Source organism: Rhizobium terricola (assembly GCF_012927355.1).
GTDB lineage: Bacteria > Pseudomonadota > Alphaproteobacteria > Rhizobiales > Rhizobiaceae > Allorhizobium > Allorhizobium terricola.
In genome coordinates, this window is sequence record NZ_JABBGK010000002.1 from 120,633 (window position 1) to 139,958 (window position 19,326).

At 62.8% G+C, this 19,326-nt stretch carries 18 protein-coding genes; 12 read left to right on the plus strand and 6 right to left on the minus strand.

The genetic code is table 11. The features are described 5' to 3' along the window. Positions 1-24 precede the first annotated feature (24 nt). The 3 genes from tldD (at position 25) to HHL25_RS10330 (ending at position 2,151) form a co-directional block, all read left to right on the plus strand. On the plus strand, positions 25-1,440 hold the full coding sequence (gene tldD / locus HHL25_RS10320) for a metalloprotease TldD (RefSeq protein ID WP_169589989.1): 1,416 nt from the start codon (positions 25-27) through the stop codon (positions 1,438-1,440). Between the two features lie 98 nt (positions 1,441-1,538). Beyond that, positions 1,539-1,790: a transcriptional regulator gene (locus HHL25_RS10325; RefSeq protein ID WP_169589993.1), complete on the plus strand. Its 252-nt coding sequence runs from the start codon at positions 1,539-1,541 to the stop codon at positions 1,788-1,790. Position 1,791: 1 nt separating this feature from the next. Continuing rightward, positions 1,792-2,151: a type II toxin-antitoxin system RelE/ParE family toxin gene (locus tag HHL25_RS10330; protein WP_169589995.1), complete on the plus strand. Its 360-nt coding sequence runs from the start codon at positions 1,792-1,794 to the stop codon at positions 2,149-2,151. Between the two features lie 32 nt (positions 2,152-2,183). On the opposite strand, the gene HHL25_RS10335 is transcribed toward HHL25_RS10330, so the two are convergent. Beyond that, entirely contained in the window at positions 2,184-3,500 is a 1,317-nt protein-coding gene (locus HHL25_RS10335) for a D-alanyl-D-alanine carboxypeptidase (RefSeq protein WP_169589997.1), read from the minus strand. Between the two features lie 341 nt (positions 3,501-3,841). Between HHL25_RS10335 and HHL25_RS10340 the strand changes: the two genes are divergently transcribed. Beyond that, positions 3,842-4,885, plus strand: coding sequence for a polysaccharide deacetylase family protein (locus tag HHL25_RS10340; RefSeq protein ID WP_169589999.1), 1,044 nt, complete (start codon positions 3,842-3,844; stop codon positions 4,883-4,885). 41 nt (positions 4,886-4,926) lie between these two features. Here the strand turns inward: HHL25_RS10340 and pdxH are convergent, their stop codons facing one another. Next, positions 4,927-5,547: a pyridoxamine 5'-phosphate oxidase gene (pdxH, locus tag HHL25_RS10345; protein WP_169590002.1), complete on the minus strand. Its 621-nt coding sequence runs from the start codon at positions 5,545-5,547 to the stop codon at positions 4,927-4,929. 111 nt (positions 5,548-5,658) lie between these two features. On the opposite strand from pdxH, the gene HHL25_RS10350 reads away from it, so the two are divergent. The 4 genes from HHL25_RS10350 to HHL25_RS10365 all read left to right on the plus strand — a co-directional run bounded on the left by HHL25_RS10350 (position 5,659) and on the right by HHL25_RS10365 (position 9,042). Continuing rightward, entirely contained in the window at positions 5,659-6,063 is a 405-nt protein-coding gene (locus HHL25_RS10350; RefSeq protein WP_169590005.1) for an RT0821/Lpp0805 family surface protein, read from the plus strand. Positions 6,064-6,241: 178 nt separating this feature from the next. Further along, positions 6,242-7,489, plus strand: a complete 1,248-nt coding sequence (locus HHL25_RS10355) for a DnaJ domain-containing protein (RefSeq protein ID WP_169590008.1) — start codon at positions 6,242-6,244, stop codon at positions 7,487-7,489. Between the two features lie 121 nt (positions 7,490-7,610). Further along, positions 7,611-8,429 carry an enoyl-ACP reductase FabI gene (gene fabI, locus HHL25_RS10360; RefSeq protein ID WP_169590011.1) on the plus strand — a complete coding sequence of 273 codons (819 nt, stop codon included), beginning with the start codon at positions 7,611-7,613 and terminating at the stop codon, positions 8,427-8,429. 22 nt (positions 8,430-8,451) lie between these two features. Further along, complete coding sequence (locus HHL25_RS10365; RefSeq protein WP_169590014.1) at positions 8,452-9,042, plus strand: histidine phosphatase family protein; 591 nt, start codon at positions 8,452-8,454, stop codon at positions 9,040-9,042. 11 nt (positions 9,043-9,053) lie between these two features. Here HHL25_RS10365 and HHL25_RS10370 read toward each other — a convergent pair whose 3' ends face one another. After that, positions 9,054-9,314 carry a DUF1344 domain-containing protein gene (locus HHL25_RS10370; protein ID WP_169590017.1) on the minus strand — a complete coding sequence of 87 codons (261 nt, stop codon included), beginning with the start codon at positions 9,312-9,314 and terminating at the stop codon, positions 9,054-9,056. A gap of 313 nt (positions 9,315-9,627) precedes the next feature. On the opposite strand from HHL25_RS10370, the gene HHL25_RS10375 reads away from it, so the two are divergent. The 3 genes from HHL25_RS10375 (at position 9,628) to ribB (ending at position 15,051) form a co-directional block, all read left to right on the plus strand. Further along, on the plus strand, positions 9,628-12,717 hold the full coding sequence (locus tag HHL25_RS10375) for a bifunctional diguanylate cyclase/phosphodiesterase (protein ID WP_169590020.1): 3,090 nt from the start codon (positions 9,628-9,630) through the stop codon (positions 12,715-12,717). 126 nt (positions 12,718-12,843) lie between these two features. Continuing rightward, a complete protein-coding gene (aroC, locus tag HHL25_RS10380; protein WP_169590022.1) occupies positions 12,844-13,938 on the plus strand; it encodes a chorismate synthase in 1,095 nt (364 codons plus the stop codon). 12 nt (positions 13,939-13,950) lie between these two features. Then, the gene (gene ribB, locus HHL25_RS10385) at positions 13,951-15,051 is read left to right on the plus strand and encodes a 3,4-dihydroxy-2-butanone-4-phosphate synthase (protein ID WP_169590025.1); all 1,101 of its coding nucleotides are present in this window, start codon (positions 13,951-13,953) and stop codon (positions 15,049-15,051) included. 91 nt (positions 15,052-15,142) lie between these two features. On the opposite strand, the gene HHL25_RS10390 is transcribed toward ribB, so the two are convergent. Beyond that, positions 15,143-16,006, minus strand: a complete 864-nt coding sequence (locus HHL25_RS10390; RefSeq protein WP_169590027.1) for a DMT family transporter — start codon at positions 16,004-16,006, stop codon at positions 15,143-15,145. A 397-nt stretch (positions 16,007-16,403) separates the two neighbouring features. Between HHL25_RS10390 and HHL25_RS10395 the strand changes: the two genes are divergently transcribed. Continuing rightward, positions 16,404-17,768 (plus strand): aminotransferase-like domain-containing protein, encoded by a 1,365-nt coding sequence (locus tag HHL25_RS10395; RefSeq protein WP_246701809.1) that lies wholly within the window; start codon positions 16,404-16,406, stop codon positions 17,766-17,768. Positions 17,769-17,972: 204 nt separating this feature from the next. Here HHL25_RS10395 and HHL25_RS10400 read toward each other — a convergent pair whose 3' ends face one another. Both HHL25_RS10400 and HHL25_RS10405 read right to left on the minus strand, forming a co-directional pair. After that, entirely contained in the window at positions 17,973-18,566 is a 594-nt protein-coding gene (locus HHL25_RS10400) for a Swt1 family HEPN domain-containing protein (protein WP_169590032.1), read from the minus strand. Further along, positions 18,563-19,267, minus strand: a complete 705-nt coding sequence (locus HHL25_RS10405; protein WP_169590035.1) for a DUF5343 domain-containing protein — start codon at positions 19,265-19,267, stop codon at positions 18,563-18,565. Before HHL25_RS10405 ends, HHL25_RS10400 begins: the two co-directional genes overlap by 4 nt. Between the last annotated feature and the right edge of the window lie 59 nt (positions 19,268-19,326).

Here is a 19,326-nt window from a genome sequence, read left to right on the forward strand (position 1 = left end):
GGGCGAGCTTGCAAGGAGATTTCCATGACCCACGACCTTCTCGGCCTTTTCGACTGCGACGAGGCGACGCTCGAACGGCGCGTGGCGCAAGCGCTGGCGGGCACCGATGACGGCGAACTCTACGTGGAACACGCCCAGGCGGAATCGCTTACCTTCGACAACGGTCGCCTGAAGGGCGGCAGCTTCAATACCGATCAGGGTTTTGGCCTGCGGGCGGTGGCAGGTGAAGCCGTGGGTTATGCCCATGCGGGCGAGCTTTCGCTTGCGGCGCTCAACCGCGCGGCAGACGCCGTCGGCGCCGTCACCCATGGATATGCCGGCACTTATGCGGCAGCACCCCAGCGCACCAATGCCAAGCTCTACGGTGAAGGCAATCCGATTGGATCGCCGAGCTTCGAGGAGAAGGTCAAGCTTCTCGCGGAAATCGACGCCTATCTGCGCGCCAAGGATCCCAAGGTCCGCCAGGTAACCGCCTCGATCGCCGCGAGCTGGCAGGTCGTCGAGATCCTGCGCGCCGACGGCCACCGGGTGCGCGACATCCGGCCGATGACCCGCATCAACGTTTCGGTGGTCGCCGGTCAGGGCGACCGCCAGGAAAGCGGTTCCTACGGCACGGGCGGACGCATGGCATTCTCCGACTTCCTGACGGAGGAAAGCTGGCGTCACGGCGCCGACGAGGCACTGCGCCAGGCGCTGGTCAACCTGGAGGCGATCGACGCTCCGGCCGGCACCATGGACATCGTGCTCGGCAACGGCTGGCCGGGCGTCATGCTGCACGAGGCCGTCGGCCATGGCCTCGAAGGTGACTTCAACCGCAAGAAGACCTCGGCCTTTGCCGGCCTGATGGGCGAGATGGTCGCCGCCCCCGGCGTCACGGTGGTCGACGACGGCACGATCGACAACCGCCGCGGCTCGATCACGGTGGACGACGAGGGTACGCCCTCGGCCTACAACGTGCTGATCGAGAACGGCCGGCTCGTCGGCTACATGCAGGACCGCCAGAATGCCCGCCTGATGGGCATGAAGGCCACCGGCAACGGCCGCCGGCAGGGTTATTCGCACCAGCCGATGCCGCGCATGACCAACACCTACATGCTGTCCGGCACCAGCACGCCGGAAGAGATCATCGGCTCGGTCAAGAACGGGATCTACGCCGTCTCGTTCGGTGGCGGGCAGGTCGACATCACGTCGGGCAAGTTCGTCTTCGGCTGCACGGAAGCCTACATGATCGAGAATGGCAAGATCGGCGCACCGGTCAAGGGTGCCATGCTGATCGGCAACGGCCCCGAGGCCATGAAGCGCATCTCCATGGTCGGCAACGACATGGCGCTCGATCGCGGCATCGGCAATTGCGGCAAGGCCGGCCAGTGGGTCCCGGTCGGCGTCGGCCAGCCGCATCTGCGGATGGACCAGGTGACCGTCGGCGGCACGCGGGCTTGAGACAAGACGCCTGCTGATTGCGGCCGGGACGGCGGATTGCAACGCGTTGACAGCGGACCTCCCCGGGGACATCATTCCCGGGTTGGATGGATTGACCCATGGGCAAAAACAGCATTCGCGTCACACTCAGTGACGATCTTCAGGAGCACGTGCGGCGCCAGGTGACGGAGGGCAGCCGTTATCGGGATGCGGATGACTACATCAGCGCGCTCGTCAGCCGTGATCTGCAGATACAGGCCGAGACCGCCGCCTGGCTCAGCGAGCACCTTGGCGAAGCGGCAAGGGCTGCAGAAGGCGTTTTCAGGGCAGTCTCGGCCGAAGACGTGATTGAGAGAAACAAGAAAGCCTGACATGGCAGGCTACCTGTTCCACCCCGCGGCGGATGCAGCACTGGACAGGATATGGCGTGACACTGCCGAAAGTTGGGGCGAGAAGCAGGCCGCCGCCTACATTCTCGGTCTCCATAACCATCTGGAAAGGCTCTGTGAGACCAAAGCGATCTGGCGTGAGCTGCCAAAGGACCTGATCACCGCGGCAGGTTTGCCAGGTGGAATTTACGTCAGCCGCTATCGTCACCACCTGATGTTCTTCCGTGGCCTTCCAAGCGGTAAACTCGGCGTTCTCAGCATACTGCACGAGCGAATGGACATTCCCACCCGTCTCGCTGAAGAACTTGCGCGTACCAGCCAAGTGCAATCAAAGGAAAACTAGAAGTCTTCCGTGACAAAGCCTCTGCCGTCCCCTCACCCGCGCGACGGCATCAGGACGCAATCGTAGCGGTTCTTCACCAGCTTGTCGCAGGCCATGCGGGCCTGCTCCTTGCTGCCGAAGCCGGTGAAGCGGGCGCGGTAGAAGGTCGAGCCGTCAAGGGTAACGGCTTCGGTATAGGTGTCGTGGCCGTCGAGGGCGGCGCCGACCTTGGCGCGGGCGTCGGCCAGGAGTTCCATGGCGGCCTGGGCGCTCGATGCGGCAGCGATCTGGATCTGCCAGCCACGGGCCTTGCCGACCTTGGTCGGCTGAGCGGCATCCGTTGCCTGGGCTTCGGGCGAGAGAGCCGGAACGTCACTGGCGATCGAGGCGGTAGCAAGCTCGACCGGCTTGGCATAGGCATTGCCATAGCGGGTGGCGTCGACCGGCGTGGACTTTGCCATGCCGATGACGGCGGCGATCGCGTCCTGACGCGGCGCGGGAACCGGGATTTCGTCGCCAAGGCGTGCAATATCGATGTTTCCGGACGCCGCAATGCTGGCCAGCAACTTGCTGCCACCGGAGGCCTTGGCGATATTGCCGGCGATCAGCTTCTCCATGACCTTGTCACGGCTCGCGGCAGAGCGGCCGCCCATCACGACACCGATCACACGGCGGTTACCGTCCTTGACGGCGCTGACGAGATTGTAGCCGGAAGCATTCGTATAGCCGGTCTTGATGCCGTCCATGCCCTTGTAGCGATACATCAGGTTGTTGTGGCCGTTGATCGTACGGCCGCGGAAGGCGAAGCTCTTGGTGTTGAAGAGCTTGTACTCCTCGGGGAAGTCGCGCAGCAGAACGATGCCGAGGGTCGACATGTCGCGCGCGGTGGTGATCTGACGATCGTCCGGCAGACCCGAGGCGTTGACGAAGGTGGTACGCGACATGCCGAGTGCGCGCGCCTTCTTCGTCATCATCGCCGCAAACTGTTCCTCCGTGCCGCCGAGCTTTTCGGCCATGGCGGCAGCGGCGTCGTTCGCCGACTGGACGATCATGCCGAGAACGGCTTCGCGGACGGTGATCTTGTCGCCGGCCTTGACGCGAAGCTTGGTCGGCGGGCGGGTGGCCGCATATTTCGAAAACGGCACAGGGCTGTCCCACGACAACTGACCACGACGGATCGCGTCGAAGGTCATGTAGAGCGTCATCATTTTCGTAAGCGAAGCGGGATGATTGGGGCTGTCGGGGTTTTCCGAAGCCAGGACTTCACCGGTGCGGGCATCGAGGAGGAACTGTGCACTGCCGGCCTGCGCCTGACTGGAAAAGGAAGCGATCGCCATAAGAAACGAAAGCGCGATCAACAACTTCTTCATGCATCCTCCAGAGGCGGCGATTTCTTGGCAGTCTGTCGCCGGGCCGATTCAGGCGGCGACGAATTGAAATTCGGGCGTTCCCTAAGGCAAGAATGGGGCGACAATCGTTCAGAGATGAGCGCCGCCCTCAACTATTAACCAAAAGTTTCATGACCGTGGTAAACGAGGGGTTAATAGCCAATGGCCATATCCCGGAGCTTGCGCGGCAGGAAACCGGCATGACGTGTAAAGCAAGGCTTAACCGCTTGTCACTAGCCTCGGCCTTGTAATAACGGCGCATTTTGCCACACCGCCTGACCAAAATTGGGTCGGCACCTAACCTGAAGGTCGAGGACGGAACGATGAAGGCCATCCTGAAGGGCTTTGCGCGCAAAGCCGCAATCAGTGGCGGCCTCGAAGCGTCGCATATCCTCACCCGGCTCGGCGCCCTGAAGACGGCACGCGGCCGTGGCGCGATCTTCACGCTGCATCATGTCCGCCCACGCAAGCGCCAGCCGTTCGATCCCAACGGTCACCTCGAGATCACGCCGGAATTTCTCGACGCCGCAATCCGAAGGCTCAAGGCCGACGGTTATCGCTTCGTGCGGCTTGACGACCTGCCGCGTATCCTCGCCGAGGAACCGGCAGGAGCACCTGTTGCCGCCTTCACGCTGGATGACGGCTACCGGGACAATGCGGAACACGCCCTGCCCGTGTTCGAGAAACATGGCGTGCCCTTCACCATCTTCGTGGCAAGAGGTTTCAGCGAACGCAGCCACACGATCTGGTGGGAAACGGCAGAGGCGCTGTTCAATGCCTCGGAGCGCTTCACCATCGAAACGGACGCGGGTCCGGTTACCCACGAGATCGCGACGGCGCTGGCCAAGCGGAAGGCCTGCGATCTCGTCTGCGACGCCATTTGCGGTCCGCGGGAAGCAGTTGCGATCGAACGGTTGGACAAGGCCGCGCGGAGCGTCGGGGTCGATCCCGTGGGGATCGTCGACAGGCTGGTGATGCCGGCCGAAGCGTTACGCGAGCTCGCGCGCCATCCGCTCGCGAGCCTCGGCGCGCATACCGTCAGCCATCGCGCGCTCGCCTTTCTCGGCGAGGACGAAGCACGGCAGGAGCTGAAGGACAGCGCCGACTATGTCGAGGGCCTGACCGGAAAGCGGCCGACGACCTTCGCCTATCCCTATGGGGACGAGCGCAGCGCGACGCGACACACGGCCGATCTCGTTGCCGGAGAGGGTTTCGCCCTGGCGGTGACCACCCGGGCCGGGACGCTCGGGAGCAAGGGCAGCATGAACATGATGCTTCTGCCGCGCATCTCGCTCAACGGCTATTTCCAGAAGCCGCGCTACGTTTCGGCGCTCGCCTCCGGCATTCCCTTCCTGATCCATCGCTGAACCGGCCGCGATCCGACGGACCACGGCCGGGCATTGTCCCGTCAGGGATACATTCTCACCTTGTGCCACGGCGCGTCCGGGCTTTCGCGGCGGAACTCGATGCGGTCGTGCAGGCGGAACTTGCGATCGTGCCAGAACTCGATCGACACGGGCTTGATGCGAAAACCCGACCAGTGCGGCGGGCGCGGCACGCTGCCAAGCGCATAGCGGGCCGTATATTCGGCAACCGACTTCTCGAGCGCGAAGCGGCCCTCGAGCGGGCGCGACTGCTTCGAGGCCCAGGCCCCGATGCGGCTGCCGAGCGGGCGGGAGTGGAAATACTCGTCGGCCTCGGCGTCGGACACCACCTCGACCTCGCCGCGCAGACGGACCTGCCGGCGAAGCGATTTCCAGTGAAAGCACATCGCCGCCTTTTTCTGGCCGAGAATTTCCTGTCCCTTCTGGCTCTCGAAGTTTGTGTAAAAGACGAAGCCCCGGGAATCATACCCCTTGAGCAGGACCATTCGCACGTTCGGCAGGCCGTTCTCGTCAACGGTTGCTACCGCGACCGCATTGGGATCATTGATCTCCGAAGCCTCTGCATCCTTCAGCCACGAGCCGAACAGCGCGAAGGGCTCGTTTTCCTCGGTGAAGTCACCGCTTGTTAACCCAGTCTCTGACATATTACCTAAAATGCTCCCGAACTTGATCATGATTGCCCAGGGTCGAAGCACTGGACAGGACGCCCATTGAGAGACATAGCAAAGTCGAACGAGAGCAAAAAGGGTGAGCCTATGCGCAAGCGCAGTTTACTTCTCATCCTTGCTGCAACGCTTCCGCTCAGCGGCTGCTTCGGCGGAGGCATGGACCTGTTCGGATCCGACGTGGATCGTTCGATCTCCACCAATACCGTGCAGCAGAAGAAGTCCGCGGAAGGCCGTTCGGACGAACTGACGGTGCAGAACGCCGTGTCTTCCGCCGACCTGTCGCGATCCGACAGCCGTCTTCCCTGGGCCAACGCGACGACTGGCAGTGCGGGCGTGGTGACGGCCATCCAGGAGCAGAAGTCCAACGGCGTGGTTTGCCGCAACTTCTCCACCACCCGGCATTCCTACGAAGGGATCGCCTATTTCTCCGGAAAGACCTGCACCGCCGGCTCCGGCCAGTGGCAGCTGATGAGTTTCACCCGCCAGCCGTGACAGGCGCCTCAACCGGCGACGGCCGCCGGGACGCGCGTAACCACTGATTAGCATCTTCTTGTCATACTCGCGGCATTGTGAAGCCGGGCGCCATGACGACGACGCGCCGGCATGTGTTTCCTTGTCGGCACGCCTGCATGAGCGATGGCGGTCCGTCTATTCGTAATTGGTGGCCTTGATGCGCGATTTCTATTCAGTGCTGGGCGTAAAGCGCGACGCGGGAGCGGACGAAATCAAGGCCGCATGGCGATCCAAGGCCAAGAGCGTGCACCCGGACCAGAACCGCGACGACCCGGATGCCGGCCGGCGTTTCACCGAGGTCGGCCGCGCCTACGAGGTTCTGAAGGACCCGGAAAAGCGCAACCGCTACGACCAGCAGCGCGACAAGGTGGAAGCGCGCGAACGCGAGCAGACCATCATGCAGCAGCGGCAGGCCGCCCGCGAAGCCGCGGAACGCGCCAAGCAGGCCAAGGCCAATGCGGAGCGCATCATGGCCGAACTCGCACGCGCGGAAGCCGAAAAGGCCAAGGCCGACAAGCAGGCCCAGGCGGCTCAGGCCGCCGCGCAGTCAAAGGCAGAGAAGCCACAGGCTCAAGCTCAAGCTCAGACGCAGGCCCAGCAGCCTGGCCAGCAACAGCAGCAACAATCTCAGCAGCAGGCCCAGGCAGGAGCCGGCGCACAGGCCAAGGCGGAAAACGCGAGCGAGAGCCCGGAAGACGTCGTATCCCGCATCTTCGGCGACACGCCCGAGGCGGCCGCTGCGGCAGAGACCCTGAAACGCGAGAGCGAGGCCGCGGAGAGCGCCCGGGCAGAGGCCGCAGAAGGCTCGGGCACCGTGAAGGGTCCCTCCATCCTCGCCCCGATCGAACTCCTGAGCTCGCTGGTGCGGCGCATCCGCGGCGTCCAGCCGGCGCCGGAAAAGGCGCCCGACCTGATCGTCGAGGCGACCGTCACCATCGATGACCTGCTGGCGCTGAAGCCGGTTCCGATCACGCTGTCCGACGGCCGCGAATTGCGGGTGCCGATCGAGGACGGCGCAAGCGACGGCACCGTGGTGCGCCTCAAGGCACAGGGGTTGAAGGTCCAGGGCATGGCGCGCGGCGACGTGAGCGTCACCCTGCGGCTGATGCGAAACGACAAGTTCTCCGTCGACGGCCACGACATCAAGACCGTGCTGCCGATCACGCTCGAAAACGCCGTACTCGGCTGCGAGGCTGAGGTCGAAACGCCGGCGGGTCCACTGGCGATCACCATTCCCGCATGGTCGAGTTCCGACCAGGCGATCCGTCTCGACGATCTCGGCCTGCCGAACGGCGAAGGCGGGCGCGGCGCTCTCGTCGTGGAGTTGCGCATCATGTTGTGGGAAAAGCCGGACGACAAGGTCACCGACCTCATGCGCGTCATGCGCGAAGGCCTGTATTTGTGAAGCATTTGTAACAATTACACCCTTTGTTACGGTGCCTAACAGTTGATGATCCGGCGCAACCTTGAACGCCGGAACGGCCTATGCCATAGGCAGTCCATCGAAAGTATCAGGGGATCACAACATGGCTCAAGGTTCCGGCCTTATGGCAGGCAAGCGCGGCGTCATCATGGGCGTTGCAAACAATCGCTCCATTGCATGGGGCATTGCAAAAGCCTGTCACGACCAGGGCGCCGAGATTGCCTTCACCTGGCAGGGTGACGCGCTGAAGAAGCGTGTTGAGCCGCTCGCCCAGGAACTCGACGCTTTCATGGCCGGCGACTGCGACGTCACCAATCTCGAAAGCATCGACGCCGTTTTCAACAATCTCGAGGCGAAGTGGGGCAAGATCGACTTCGTCGTGCATGCCATCGCGTTTTCCGACAAGGACGAACTGACCGGCCGCTACATCGAGACGACCCGCGACAACTTCACCAGGACAATGGACATCTCAGTCTATTCGTTCACGGCTGTGGCCGCTCGCGCCGAGAAGGTCATGAATGACGGCGGTTCGATCCTGACACTCACCTATTACGGCGCCGAAAAGGTCATGCCGCACTACAACGTCATGGGCGTCGCCAAGGCGGCACTCGAGGCTTCCGTGCGCTATCTCGCCGTCGACATGGGCGGCCGCGGCATCCGCGTCAACGCGATTTCGGCCGGCCCGATCAAGACACTGGCCGCCTCCGGCATCGGCGATTTCCGCTACATCCTGAAGTGGAACGAGTATAACTCGCCGCTGAAGCGCAACGTGACGACCGACGAAGTCGGCAAGTCGGGCATGTATCTGCTGTCCGACCTTTCGACCGGCGTGACCGGCGAAGTGCACCACGTCGATTCCGGCTACCACACGGTCGGCATGAAGGCCGTGGACGCGCCGGATATCTCCGTCGCCAAGGACTGATCGAAGCCAGGGGTCTGCAGCCGTGCTGATTTACATGGTCCGCCACGGCCAGACCGACTGGAATGCCGAGGGCCGCCTGCAAGGGCAGAAAGACATTCCGCTCAACGCCAACGGAAGACGCCAGGCCACCGAAAACGGCCGGCGTCTCGCCGAAGAACTCGGGGACACCGTCTCCGCGTTCGATTTCGTCGCCTCGCCGCTCGGCCGGACCCGCGAGACGATGGAGCGGCTGCGAGCCGCCATGGGCCTCGATCCCACGACCTACCGCACCGACACGCGCCTGGTGGAACTCTCCTTCGGAGACTGGGAAGGCTCGACCATCCCCGAGCTTCAACGGGTCACGCCCGATCGCGTGGAGGCCCGCGCCCTGAGCAAATGGGACTTCATTCCGCCAGGCCGCGACGCCGAAAGCTATGAGATCCTGTCGTGGCGTGTCGGCGCCTGGCTGACATCCGTCGACAGGCCGACCATCTGCGTCAGCCATGGCGGCATCGTGCGCAGCGTGTTTCGCCTGATCGGGGGATGGAGTGAGGACGAAGCCTGCGACATGAACGTGCCGCAGGACCGGGTGCTCAAGATCGACCGCGACGAGGGCGCAGTCGGCTGGCTCTGAAGGCCCTGCCCTTACTGAACGATTTCCAGATCGTCCACGACGCGCTTCCCGTCGACTTCGGTGTAGAAGACGATGACCTTCACGCCGCTTTCCAGACCGTCGAAGTTGAACTCTTCCGGGAGCGAATAGGTCTTGCCATCGTCGAGCACGAGGCTGAGCCCGTCGACATTGACCGCCTTGATCGTCGCCTCGACGTCGTCACTGCCCGCCAGCACGGTGAGCGGCGAGAGGAAGCTCGCGGTCGCCATCAGTACTGTGATCATCATACGCATGCGGGTGGCCCTTGCCGTTTTCGAGGGGGTCAATCTGTGTGTCAAAATAGGCCTCCGAAATGTGGCAAAAATCGCCCGTAACAATGACATTTTCCGTGAGATTGATGAACGGAAATGCGGCGATGTTCAAGATCAGATTCCTTCTGGCTCAAAAGCTGCCCGATTTTTTAAGATTTCACTGAATTCAAGGGGTTGCGACTATGCTCATACAGCTGGAGCGAAAATATTGAAGGGGCGGCAATATTAGCCATTCAATGTAATTTTAACTGCTGTCGGCTAGCGTCGGAGGTCTAACCTTGAGGACCTTCCTGATTTGAGAATTCTCGACAGCATCCGGCGTCACCGTGGCCAGGAAGTGACCGGCACCGGAGCCTTCATCGTCGGCGGCGTGCTCGTCAGCCTGGCAATCATCGGTGCCGGTATCGTCCTTGATCAGCGGAGCAACACGGCAGACCGCAAGGTTCTCGAGCGCCATGTTGCCGACGACGTGCGACTGATCCGAAGCGCACTCGACGCGCGCATCGAGGCGGATCTCGATTCTGCCAGCCACCTCGCCGACATGGTCATCGCGGATACCGACCTCAAGCCTGTCGAGCTCAATGCGATGACGGCGCAGCTCATCAAGCGCGAACAGCACATTCGCGACATCGTGTTTCGCCGCGCCTCCGTCGCGCCGGGAGGGTCTTCCGCGCCGAAGCTGGCCCTCGCGGGCGAAGGCCAGCTGGTTCTCGACTTCCCGATCGGACCGATCCGCGGCGGAAATGAAACGTCCTGGGGCTCGATCGTGATGACGCTCGACACGCGGAAGTTTCTCGAGGCGAGCGGGCTCGTCCTCGATGCCAGGACCGGTGCCAGACCGGACGGCGAGACACGGCAGATCAACCTCGACTATCTCGACTTCGCCATCCGCAGCATCGATCCGAACGGGGCGGGAACCTTCATCTTCGGTTCGCCGGAGAAGGTCGACGACAACCCCGTAACGCGGCGTTTCGCCTATCCCGGCGGCTTCCTCGAAATCCTCGCAAAACCGAAGGACGGGTGGAACATCGCCTCTGACCGACAGTTCACGACGCGCCTCATCATCGCGGCAGCGTGTCTGATGATGATCCTGCCGGTCTATTTCAGCCTCTATCTGCTCCGCGAGCGAAACCGGCATATCGACCAGTTGAAGGCGCGCGAGCAGAAGCTGCTCGACCTTTCCCGCCGGTTCAACCTGGCAATGGGCACCGCCAATATCGGCATATGGGAGGTGCACGAGAGCACTGGGCTCCTTTCGTGGGATGCGCGTGCTGCGGTCCTGCACGGGCTTGCGCCGAGCGATGGCTGCGAAAGCATTGCGGCCTGGTACAAACGGATCCATCCGGAAGATGCCGAGCAGATCGAGGCGAATCTTGCCCGCAACCTGTCGGGCGCAGTCGGCGACGGGTGGGACATCACCTATCGCGTCACGCTTCAGGACGGTACGCTCCGGCACCTGCGATCGGTCGGGGCGCGCTCTCACGGCGACAATGGTCTGGCTCGCCTGACAGGCATCGTGTGGGACGTCACCAAGGACACGCTGTCGACCCAGGCGCTTTACGACGCCAAGGCAACCAGCGACATCAAGAATGCCGAACTCGAACTGGCGCTCGATGAGCTTTCGAGCCGAGAGCACGAACTCGCAGTGCTTTCCCAAAAGCTCGACCTCGCGCTCGCCTCCTACAATTGCGGCATCTGGGAAGGCGATCCGGTGTCGAAGACGGCCTACTGGGACGAGCGCATGCACCAGCTCTACGGTCTGCCCTTCAAGGACCGGCCCGTGACCGAACACGAATGGCTCTCGTGCCTGCACCAGGACGACCGTCAGGATGTGCGGCTCGAAAGCAATCGCGGCGTCACATCGGGTAAAGGTGTCTACACGACCCAAAGGGTGCTGCTTCCCAACAACGAGATCCGCTATGTCCGTTCCGTCGGCCAGGTGCATATCGGGCGTGACGGCAAGAAGAAGATCATCGGCATTGCCTTCGACGTCACCGCAGACGCGATCCTTGCCGAACAGCTGCGCAATGCGAAGGCGGAGGCCGACAGCCGCAATCTCGAACTGGAACTCGCCAAGAACCGTATCGAGTTCAACGCGCTGCACGATCCGTTGACCTCGCTCGCCAACCGCCGAAAGCTCGATCTCGAACTCGACGAACTCACCCAGGCCGGCACGAGCAAGCGGCAGAAGTTCACCATCCTTCATCTGGACCTCGATCGCTTCAAGGAAATCAACGACACGCTTGGCCATGCGGCCGGCGACGCCATGCTGGTGCATGCGTCGAAGGTGCTCACCCGCAATGTCGCGCGCGGCGATCTGGTCGCCCGCATCGGCGGTGACGAATTCGTCATTCTCGCGCGCCGGGCGACGAGCGCAGAAGAAATCTCGACCCTCTGCGAACGCATCATCGAGGAGATGAGCAAGCCGATCGACTTCGAGGGCTTCACCTGTCGCTGCGGTATCTCGATCGGCATCGCCCAAACCCAGGGTCTGTCGCCGGACGCTCGCCGCATCCTGGTGAACGCCGACATCGCACTCTACCAGGCCAAGGAGAAAGGCCGGAACTGCTACGAATTCTTCACGCCCGACCTGCAGGCCAATATCGTCTCGAAGAAGCGCATGGCCGACGAGATCCTCACCGGTCTGGAGCGTGACGAGTTCACCGTCTGGTACCAGCCACAGTTCGAGACGAGCAGCATGGAGCTCTCCGGCGCCGAAGCGCTCGTCCGCTGGAACCATCCTGACAAGGGTATCATCCCCTCCAACAGCTTCCTCAGGATCGCCGAGGAGCTGAACGTCATGGCGCGGATCGACCAGCTCGTGCTGGAGACATCGCTGAAGGACCAGATGCGCTGGGTGGCACTCGGCCTCAAACTACCGCGAGTGTCGGTCAACGTCTCTTCCAAGCGGCTGCACGACGCCCAGCTCGTCGAGCAGCTGGAAAGCCTCAACATCACGCCCGGCACGATCTGCTTCGAGCTGGTGGAATCGATCTTCCTCGACGAGAGCGACGACGTCGCCACCACCAACATCGACCGGATCAAGGCGCTCGGGATCGACATCGAGATCGACGACTTCGGCACCGGCCACACCTCGATCGTCAGCCTGCTGCGCCTCAAGCCGAAGCGGCTGAAGATCGACCGGCAGCTCGTCATGCCGATCGTCACCCAGCCTCAGGAACGCGCCCTGGTGCGCTCGATCATCGAGATCGCCCGATCGCTCGGCGTCGAGACGGTCGCCGAAGGCGTCGAAAGCCACGAGCATGCAGGGCTGCTGCGCCAGCTCGGCTGCGACTATCTGCAGGGCTATGCCTTCGCCAAGCCGCTCCCGTTCGACGAATTCACCCGCTTTGCGCGCGGCCTGCCACGGCGAAAGGCATCGTAAGCCTTTCGTGGACGCTCCGTCGTCCAAGAAAGGCTTGTCGCGCCCTTCGCTTTTCCACTATGAGTGTGCCCAACAAAAGCCGAGGCGGCTCGCAGGCGCGCCGTCCTCCGAAAACGGTTCGTCTCCATGTCGCACAACACCTTCGGTCACCTCTTCCGCGTCACCACCTGGGGCGAAAGCCACGGACCGGCGCTCGGGGCCGTGGTCGACGGTTGCCCTCCCGGCATCCGCTTCACGCTCGACGACCTGCAGTCCTTCCTCGACAAGCGCAAGCCCGGCCAGTCGCGTTTCGTGACGCAGCGCCGCGAGGATGATCTCGTCAAGGTTCTCTCCGGCGTGATGCCGCAGGAGGACGGGTCGATGATTTCCACCGGCACGCCGATCTCGCTGATGATCGAGAACACCGACCAGCGTTCGAAGGACTACGGCGAGATCGCCAAGCGCTACCGCCCCGGCCATGCCGACTACACCTATGACGTCAAATACGGCATTCGCGACTATCGCGGCGGCGGACGGTCTTCGGCGCGCGAGACGGCGGCCCGCGTTGCCGCCGGCGCGCTGGCCCGGCTCGTCATCCCCGGCGTCACCATTCGCGGTGCGCTGGTGCAGATCGGCAAGCACAGAATAAACCGCGCCAACTGGGACTGGGCGCAGGTCAGCGAGAACCCGTTCTTCGCTCCCGATCCGGAGATCGTCCCGGTGTGGGAAAGCTATCTCGACGAGATCCGCAAGGCGGGTTCTTCGGTCGGCGCCGTCATCGAAGTGGTGGCCGAGGGCGTTCCCGCCGGCCTCGGCGCGCCGATCTATGCCAAGCTCGACCAGGACATCGCGAGCGGCCTGATGTCGATCAACGCGGTCAAGGGCGTGGAGATCGGCAACGGCTTCGGCGCCGCCGAGATCACCGGCGAGGAAAATGCCGACGAGATGCGGATCGGCCCGGACGGCAAGCCGATGTTCCTCTCCAACCATGCCGGCGGCATTCTAGGCGGCATTTCGACCGGCGAGCCGATCGTCGCGCGCTTTGCCATCAAGCCGACCTCGTCGATCCTCACCGAACGGCGTTCGATCGACAGCGACCTGAACGAGGTGGACGTGCGCACCAAGGGCCGCCACGACCCCTGCGTCGGAATCCGGGCGGTTCCTGTCGGCGAGGCGATGCTGGCCTGCACGATCGCCGATCATTATCTCCGAGACCGCGGCCAGACCGGCCGACTGAAGTGACGAGGATTTCCCATGACCTATGACCAGAGCCGCGTCGTCGACGCCATCCGCGCCTTCGAGGCCGGCGAGATCGTCGTCGTCACCGACGACGACGACCGCGAGAACGAAGGCGACCTGATCGTCGCCGCCGTGCACTGCACCGCCGAGAAGATGGCCTTCATCGTGCGCCACACCTCGGGCATCGTCTGCGCGCCGATGCCGAAGGAAGAGGCCAAGCGCCTCAACCTCAACGCCATGGTCGCCGAAAACGACAGCGCACACACCACCGCGTTCACCGTCACCGTCGACTTCAAGCACGGCACGACGACCGGTATTTCCGCCGACGACCGGACGCTCACCGTGCGCAACCTCGCCAACCCGAATGTCGGCCCGGCCGATTTCGTCCGTCCCGGCCACATCTTCCCGCTGGTCGCCCGCGAAGGCGGCGTACTGATGCGCTCCGGCCATACCGAGGCCGCGGTCGATCTCTGCAAGCTCGCCGGTCTGCCGCCGGTCGGTGTGATCTGCGAACTGGTCAACGACGACGGCACCGTGACGCGCGGCCCGCAGGTCACGGAATTTGCCCGGAAGCACAATCTCAAGCAGGTTTCGGTCGCCGATCTCATCGCCTACCGCCAGCGCAAGGAAACGCTGATCCAGCTCGCCTCGAGCTTCACGGTCGAGACGCCCTACGGCCCGGCCAAGGCGCATGCCTATTCGCTGCCCTGGGATCCCATGCAGCATCTGGCCGTCGTCTTCGGCGACATCCGCGACGGTGTCGACATTCCGGTCCGACTGCATCTCGAGCATGTCGGCCAGGACGTGTTCGGCAAGGACCGCCAGATCGACACCATCATGAAGAAGATCGCCGAAAAGGGCCGAGGTGTCATCGTCTATCTGCGCGAAGGCTCCGTCGGCGTCGGCGTATCGACCACGGCACGCGCCGGAAAGCACGAGCGCGAAGTGCACAACGAGGCCCAGCAGCGCGAAAGCGAATGGCTGGAAATCGGCCTTGGCGCGCAGATCCTCAAGGATCTTGGCGTCACCTCGATCCGCCTCTTCGCCTCGCGCGAGCGCCACTATGTCGGCCTCGAAGGTTTCGGCATCCGCATCAGCGGCACCGAGATCGTCTGACCGACCGCCTACCCGGACAAGTATTCCCCTGCCCCCGGTCCACCGGGGGCGGGTTTGCTTCCCCCCCTCCTCTTCCGTGGTGCCGCCGGATCTATCTGGCGAACCGTTTCGCGCCCACGACGCAGAGAATGACTGCCCCCGTCACCGCGACCATCGTGAGGCTCACCGCCTCGCCGAGCAGCGTTGCGGCGAGCGCCAGGCCGAAGAAGGGCTGGAGCAGCTGCAGCTGGCCGACCGCGGCGATACCGCCGAGCGCCAGGCCGCGATACCAGAAGATGAAACCCACCAGCATGCTGAAAACCGAGACATAGGCGAGGCCGAGCCAGGCCGGCTCGCCGGTGCCGGCGAAGGAGGCGGGCATGGTGACGAAGGCGAGCGCGAGCATGATCGGCAGCGAAAGGACGAGCGCCCAGCAGATCACCTGCCAGCCGCCGAGCCGGCGTGACAGGGCGGCACCCTCGGCATAACCCAGCCCGCAGACGATGATCGCGGCGAGCATCAGCAGATCGCCGAGCGGGGCGGCCGCAAGACCCTGCAGCAGGGCGAAACCGGCAACCAGCAGGCTGCCGAGCCCGGAAAACAGCCAGAAGGCCGGCCGCGGACGTTCGCCGCCGCGCAGGACCGCGAAACTCGCGGTGGCGAGCGGCAGGAGCCCGACGAAGACGATCGAATGGGCCGAGGTCACGTGTTTCAGCGCCAGCGCGGTCAGCAGCGGAAAGCCGACCACCACGCCGAGCGCCACGACCAGCAGCGAGACAAGATCAGTGCGCTTCGGCCATCTTTCACGAAACAGCAGAAGCAGGGCGAGCCCCAGGACGCCGGCGATCGCGGCGCGCGCCACCGTCAGGAAGACCGGATCGAAATCGGCAACCGCCGCCCGCGTCGCCGGCAGCGATCCGCTGAAGATCAGCACCCCGAGAAAACCGTTGATCCAGCCCGTCGTCGTCTTGTCCATTTCGTCGTCCTTCTGTCGTTGCGGTCACGGAGCGCTGCCGTGGAAACCGATGTCTTGGGTGGGCGAAACGAAGCCACTTGCCTGCGGGCCACCCCCCTCTGGCCTGCCGGCCATCTCCCCCCGTGAGGGGGAGATGGCCGGCAGGCCAGAGGGGGGTGGCCGGGGTTTTCCCGCAATTCCGAACGCGCGCCTCCGCCCGATGCCACTCACACTTCCCTAGCCGATGGCGGATGGATTTGTCAGGCACAGTGCATTACAGTTCAGCCAAACTGTAAGGGCTCGGAGACCAGTACGGATGACAGAGATTGCACCGAACGGCGGATGGGAACGGACCGGAGCGCAAAGCGGGGACGAGGTGGATGCCGGGCCGGAAAGCGGAACACGGGTCGGCGCCGTGATGGCGGCGATCCGCCAGCGGGTGGCCGGGCGGACGCTTTCGCCGGGGGCGAAACTGCCCTCGATCCGCGGCTTTGCCAAGGTGATGGGCGTTTCCAACTCGACGGTCGTCGAGGCCTATGACCGGCTTGCCGCCGAGGGGCTGATCCAGTCGCGTCCCGGTTCCGGCTTCTATGTCGCCGGCCCCGTCGCGCCGCTGGTGCTGACCGAGATCGGCCCCAGGCTCGACCGGGCGATCGACCCCTTCTGGGTGTCGCGGCAATCGCTGACCGCCGGCGCGGAGACGCTGAAACCCGGCTGCGGCTGGCTGCCGGCGGACTGGATGCCGCAGGCGGACATCCGCCGGTCGCTCCGGGCGCTGTCGCGCAGCGGGACCGACGCAACGCTTGCCGACTACGGCACGCCGCTCGGCCTGCCGGCGCTGCGCCAGCTGTTGTCGCGGCGAATGGCCGAGCGCGGCATTGCCGCCTCGCCGGAGCAGATCATGCTGACGGAATCGGGAACCCAGGCGATCGACCTGCTCTGCCGCTTCCTCGTCGAGCCGGGCGACACGGTGCTGGTCGACGATCCCTGCTATTTCAACTTCCTGGCGCTGCTCCGCGCCCACCGGGTCAAGATCGTCGGGGTGCCCTATACCCCGACAGGGCCGGACATGGAGCGCTTCGCCGCGGCGCTCACCGAACACCGGCCGCGCCTCTACATCACCAATTCGGCGGTCCACAATCCGACGGGTGCGGCCTTGTCACCGGTGACGGCGCACCGGCTGCTGAAGCTTGCCGAACAGGCCGGGCTCACCATCGTCGAGGACGACATCTTTGCCGATTTCGAGCACGAACCCGCCCCCCGGCTTTCGGCCTTCGACGGGCTGGAGCGGGTGATCCATATCGGCAGCTTTTCGAAGACACTGACGGCGGCGGCGCGTTGCGGCTTCATCGCCGCCCGCCCCGACTGGATCGAGGGGCTGATCGATCTCAAGATCGCCACGAGTTTCGGCGGCAACCCGGTTTCGGCCGAACTCGTCCATTCGATCCTGAAAGACGGATCCTATCGCAAGCATATCGGCGCGCTGCGCGACCGCCTGTCTCGCGCCCGAAGCGAGGTCGGCCGCAGGCTTCGCACACTCGGGCTCTCCCCGTGGACCGAACCGCGCGGCGGCATGTTCCTCTGGTACAGCCTGCCTGACGGCCTCGACGCCGCCGACATCGCGAGGCGTGCACTCGCCGACAACGTCGTTCTCGCCCCCGGCAACGCCTTCAGCGTCTCGCAGACGGCAACGCGGTTTTTACGGTTCAACGTGGCGCAGTCGGGGGATGCGAAGGTGTTTGCGGCGGTGGAGCGGGCGATGTCTGTGGCGGGGGAGACTTGAGTGACTTTCGAGCAATGGTGGCGCGGGAGGGAGCGCCCACCATTGCTCGAAAGCCATAGATATGGGTTCTGTGGGATAGCTGGGGGGCACGATGCCCCTTTTTGCGTCTTTGCATTGCGCAGGACGACGGAGCACGCAGCAGACGTCACCGCCCACTATCATATAATGATCAGGCGTCGATTATGTTGTCGCAAGAGCCACCCACTATTCCATCAGCTTATACCAGTCTCGAATAGCTAATTTGAGACGGATGGCTTCTTCTTCCGGAAGGAAGTTGCAGTGCGCTATCGGTCCTCGTACGAGGTTCAGGCGGTTGATGACCCTCAAGACGCGATTACGGGTGGCGTTAGAAAACATGCCGGAAAAGACATCCCAGTTGTCTTTTAGGATCTCGCCAAGTTCTCCGAAGGTTGTGTAATCCAGCATTCTGTCCGATCGAGGAGGAAGACCTTCCGCAGCCTCCCTGTCACTGTTCTTCTGGGCGTTATCCCGAACGAACTGCGGTACATTTGCAAGCCACCAATCAGAACCTTTACCCTCGATCATTGTCGCTTCGATCAGGTCCCGGATATCGTTCTCCAGAGCGTAAAAGAGCTTATAGAATTCGCTCATACGCTCGGCATCCGCTAACGTTTCAAAATCGACCTGTCGTAGGTACTCATTGACTAACGAGTCCGCTTGAGCTTCCAAAGCACCACGTACATTGCCAACTCGGTTAGATGTGAATGCGGCACGAAGCTCTCTCGTGATCACAGCGTTCTTTAAAATGAACAGCTCGATTTCGCGATCTTCGCTCATCGCAGCAGGTTCTCTCTCAGGCTTTTGAAAATAGCGTTGAAAACTGCAATATTTTCAGTTTCGGGCAGTACGATGTTTATCTGATAAGACAATCCGAGTTTTAGCTTAGCTCCAGCGTGCTCTGCTGCGCTTTGGTTCAATGACGTAGAATTTTCATCATGTCGCTCATCGTTGACTTTGCTCGGCTCACTATCGATGAAAGATCTAATGGAGTCGAAAGTTGCCTGCATCTGCCTGATAATTGGGTCATTACGCTTTAGGCCTGTTATCTCAACTAATACGTCTTTGACCGCTCCCTCGTCAGCCCGATAGATATATTCGTTTCTCTTAAAAAGCTCTCCAAATGCACTTTTCAACGCCTCAAAAGCCGCCTGACTTCTGCCACCTTCAGTCTTGAACTTGGAATATAGAGGCGTCGGCGTGCCGTCTGCGCCAATGAACTGCATCTTCTTAAAGAGAGGTGGAACGGCACGGGCCGCACCGCCACGAATACCCAGAATTGTTTCCATAAAATTAGGGTTAAACTTATCTGGGCGTTCAGCAGTGATTATCGTTTCGAGTGCTTTTTTGAAAACCCCTGGCGAAGCCGTATACGGTATGCCACCTTTTATTTCGCGACGCTCCGTCTTTTCACTATTCGCGCTTGCGGTGTCAGCGTCGGCATCAGCAATCTTATTGGATGAATCCCCGTCTTTCGCCATCTGGCTCCCCCATGTCTGTCAAGATGATCACTTAGCTGATGCGATTCTGCAAATCGAAG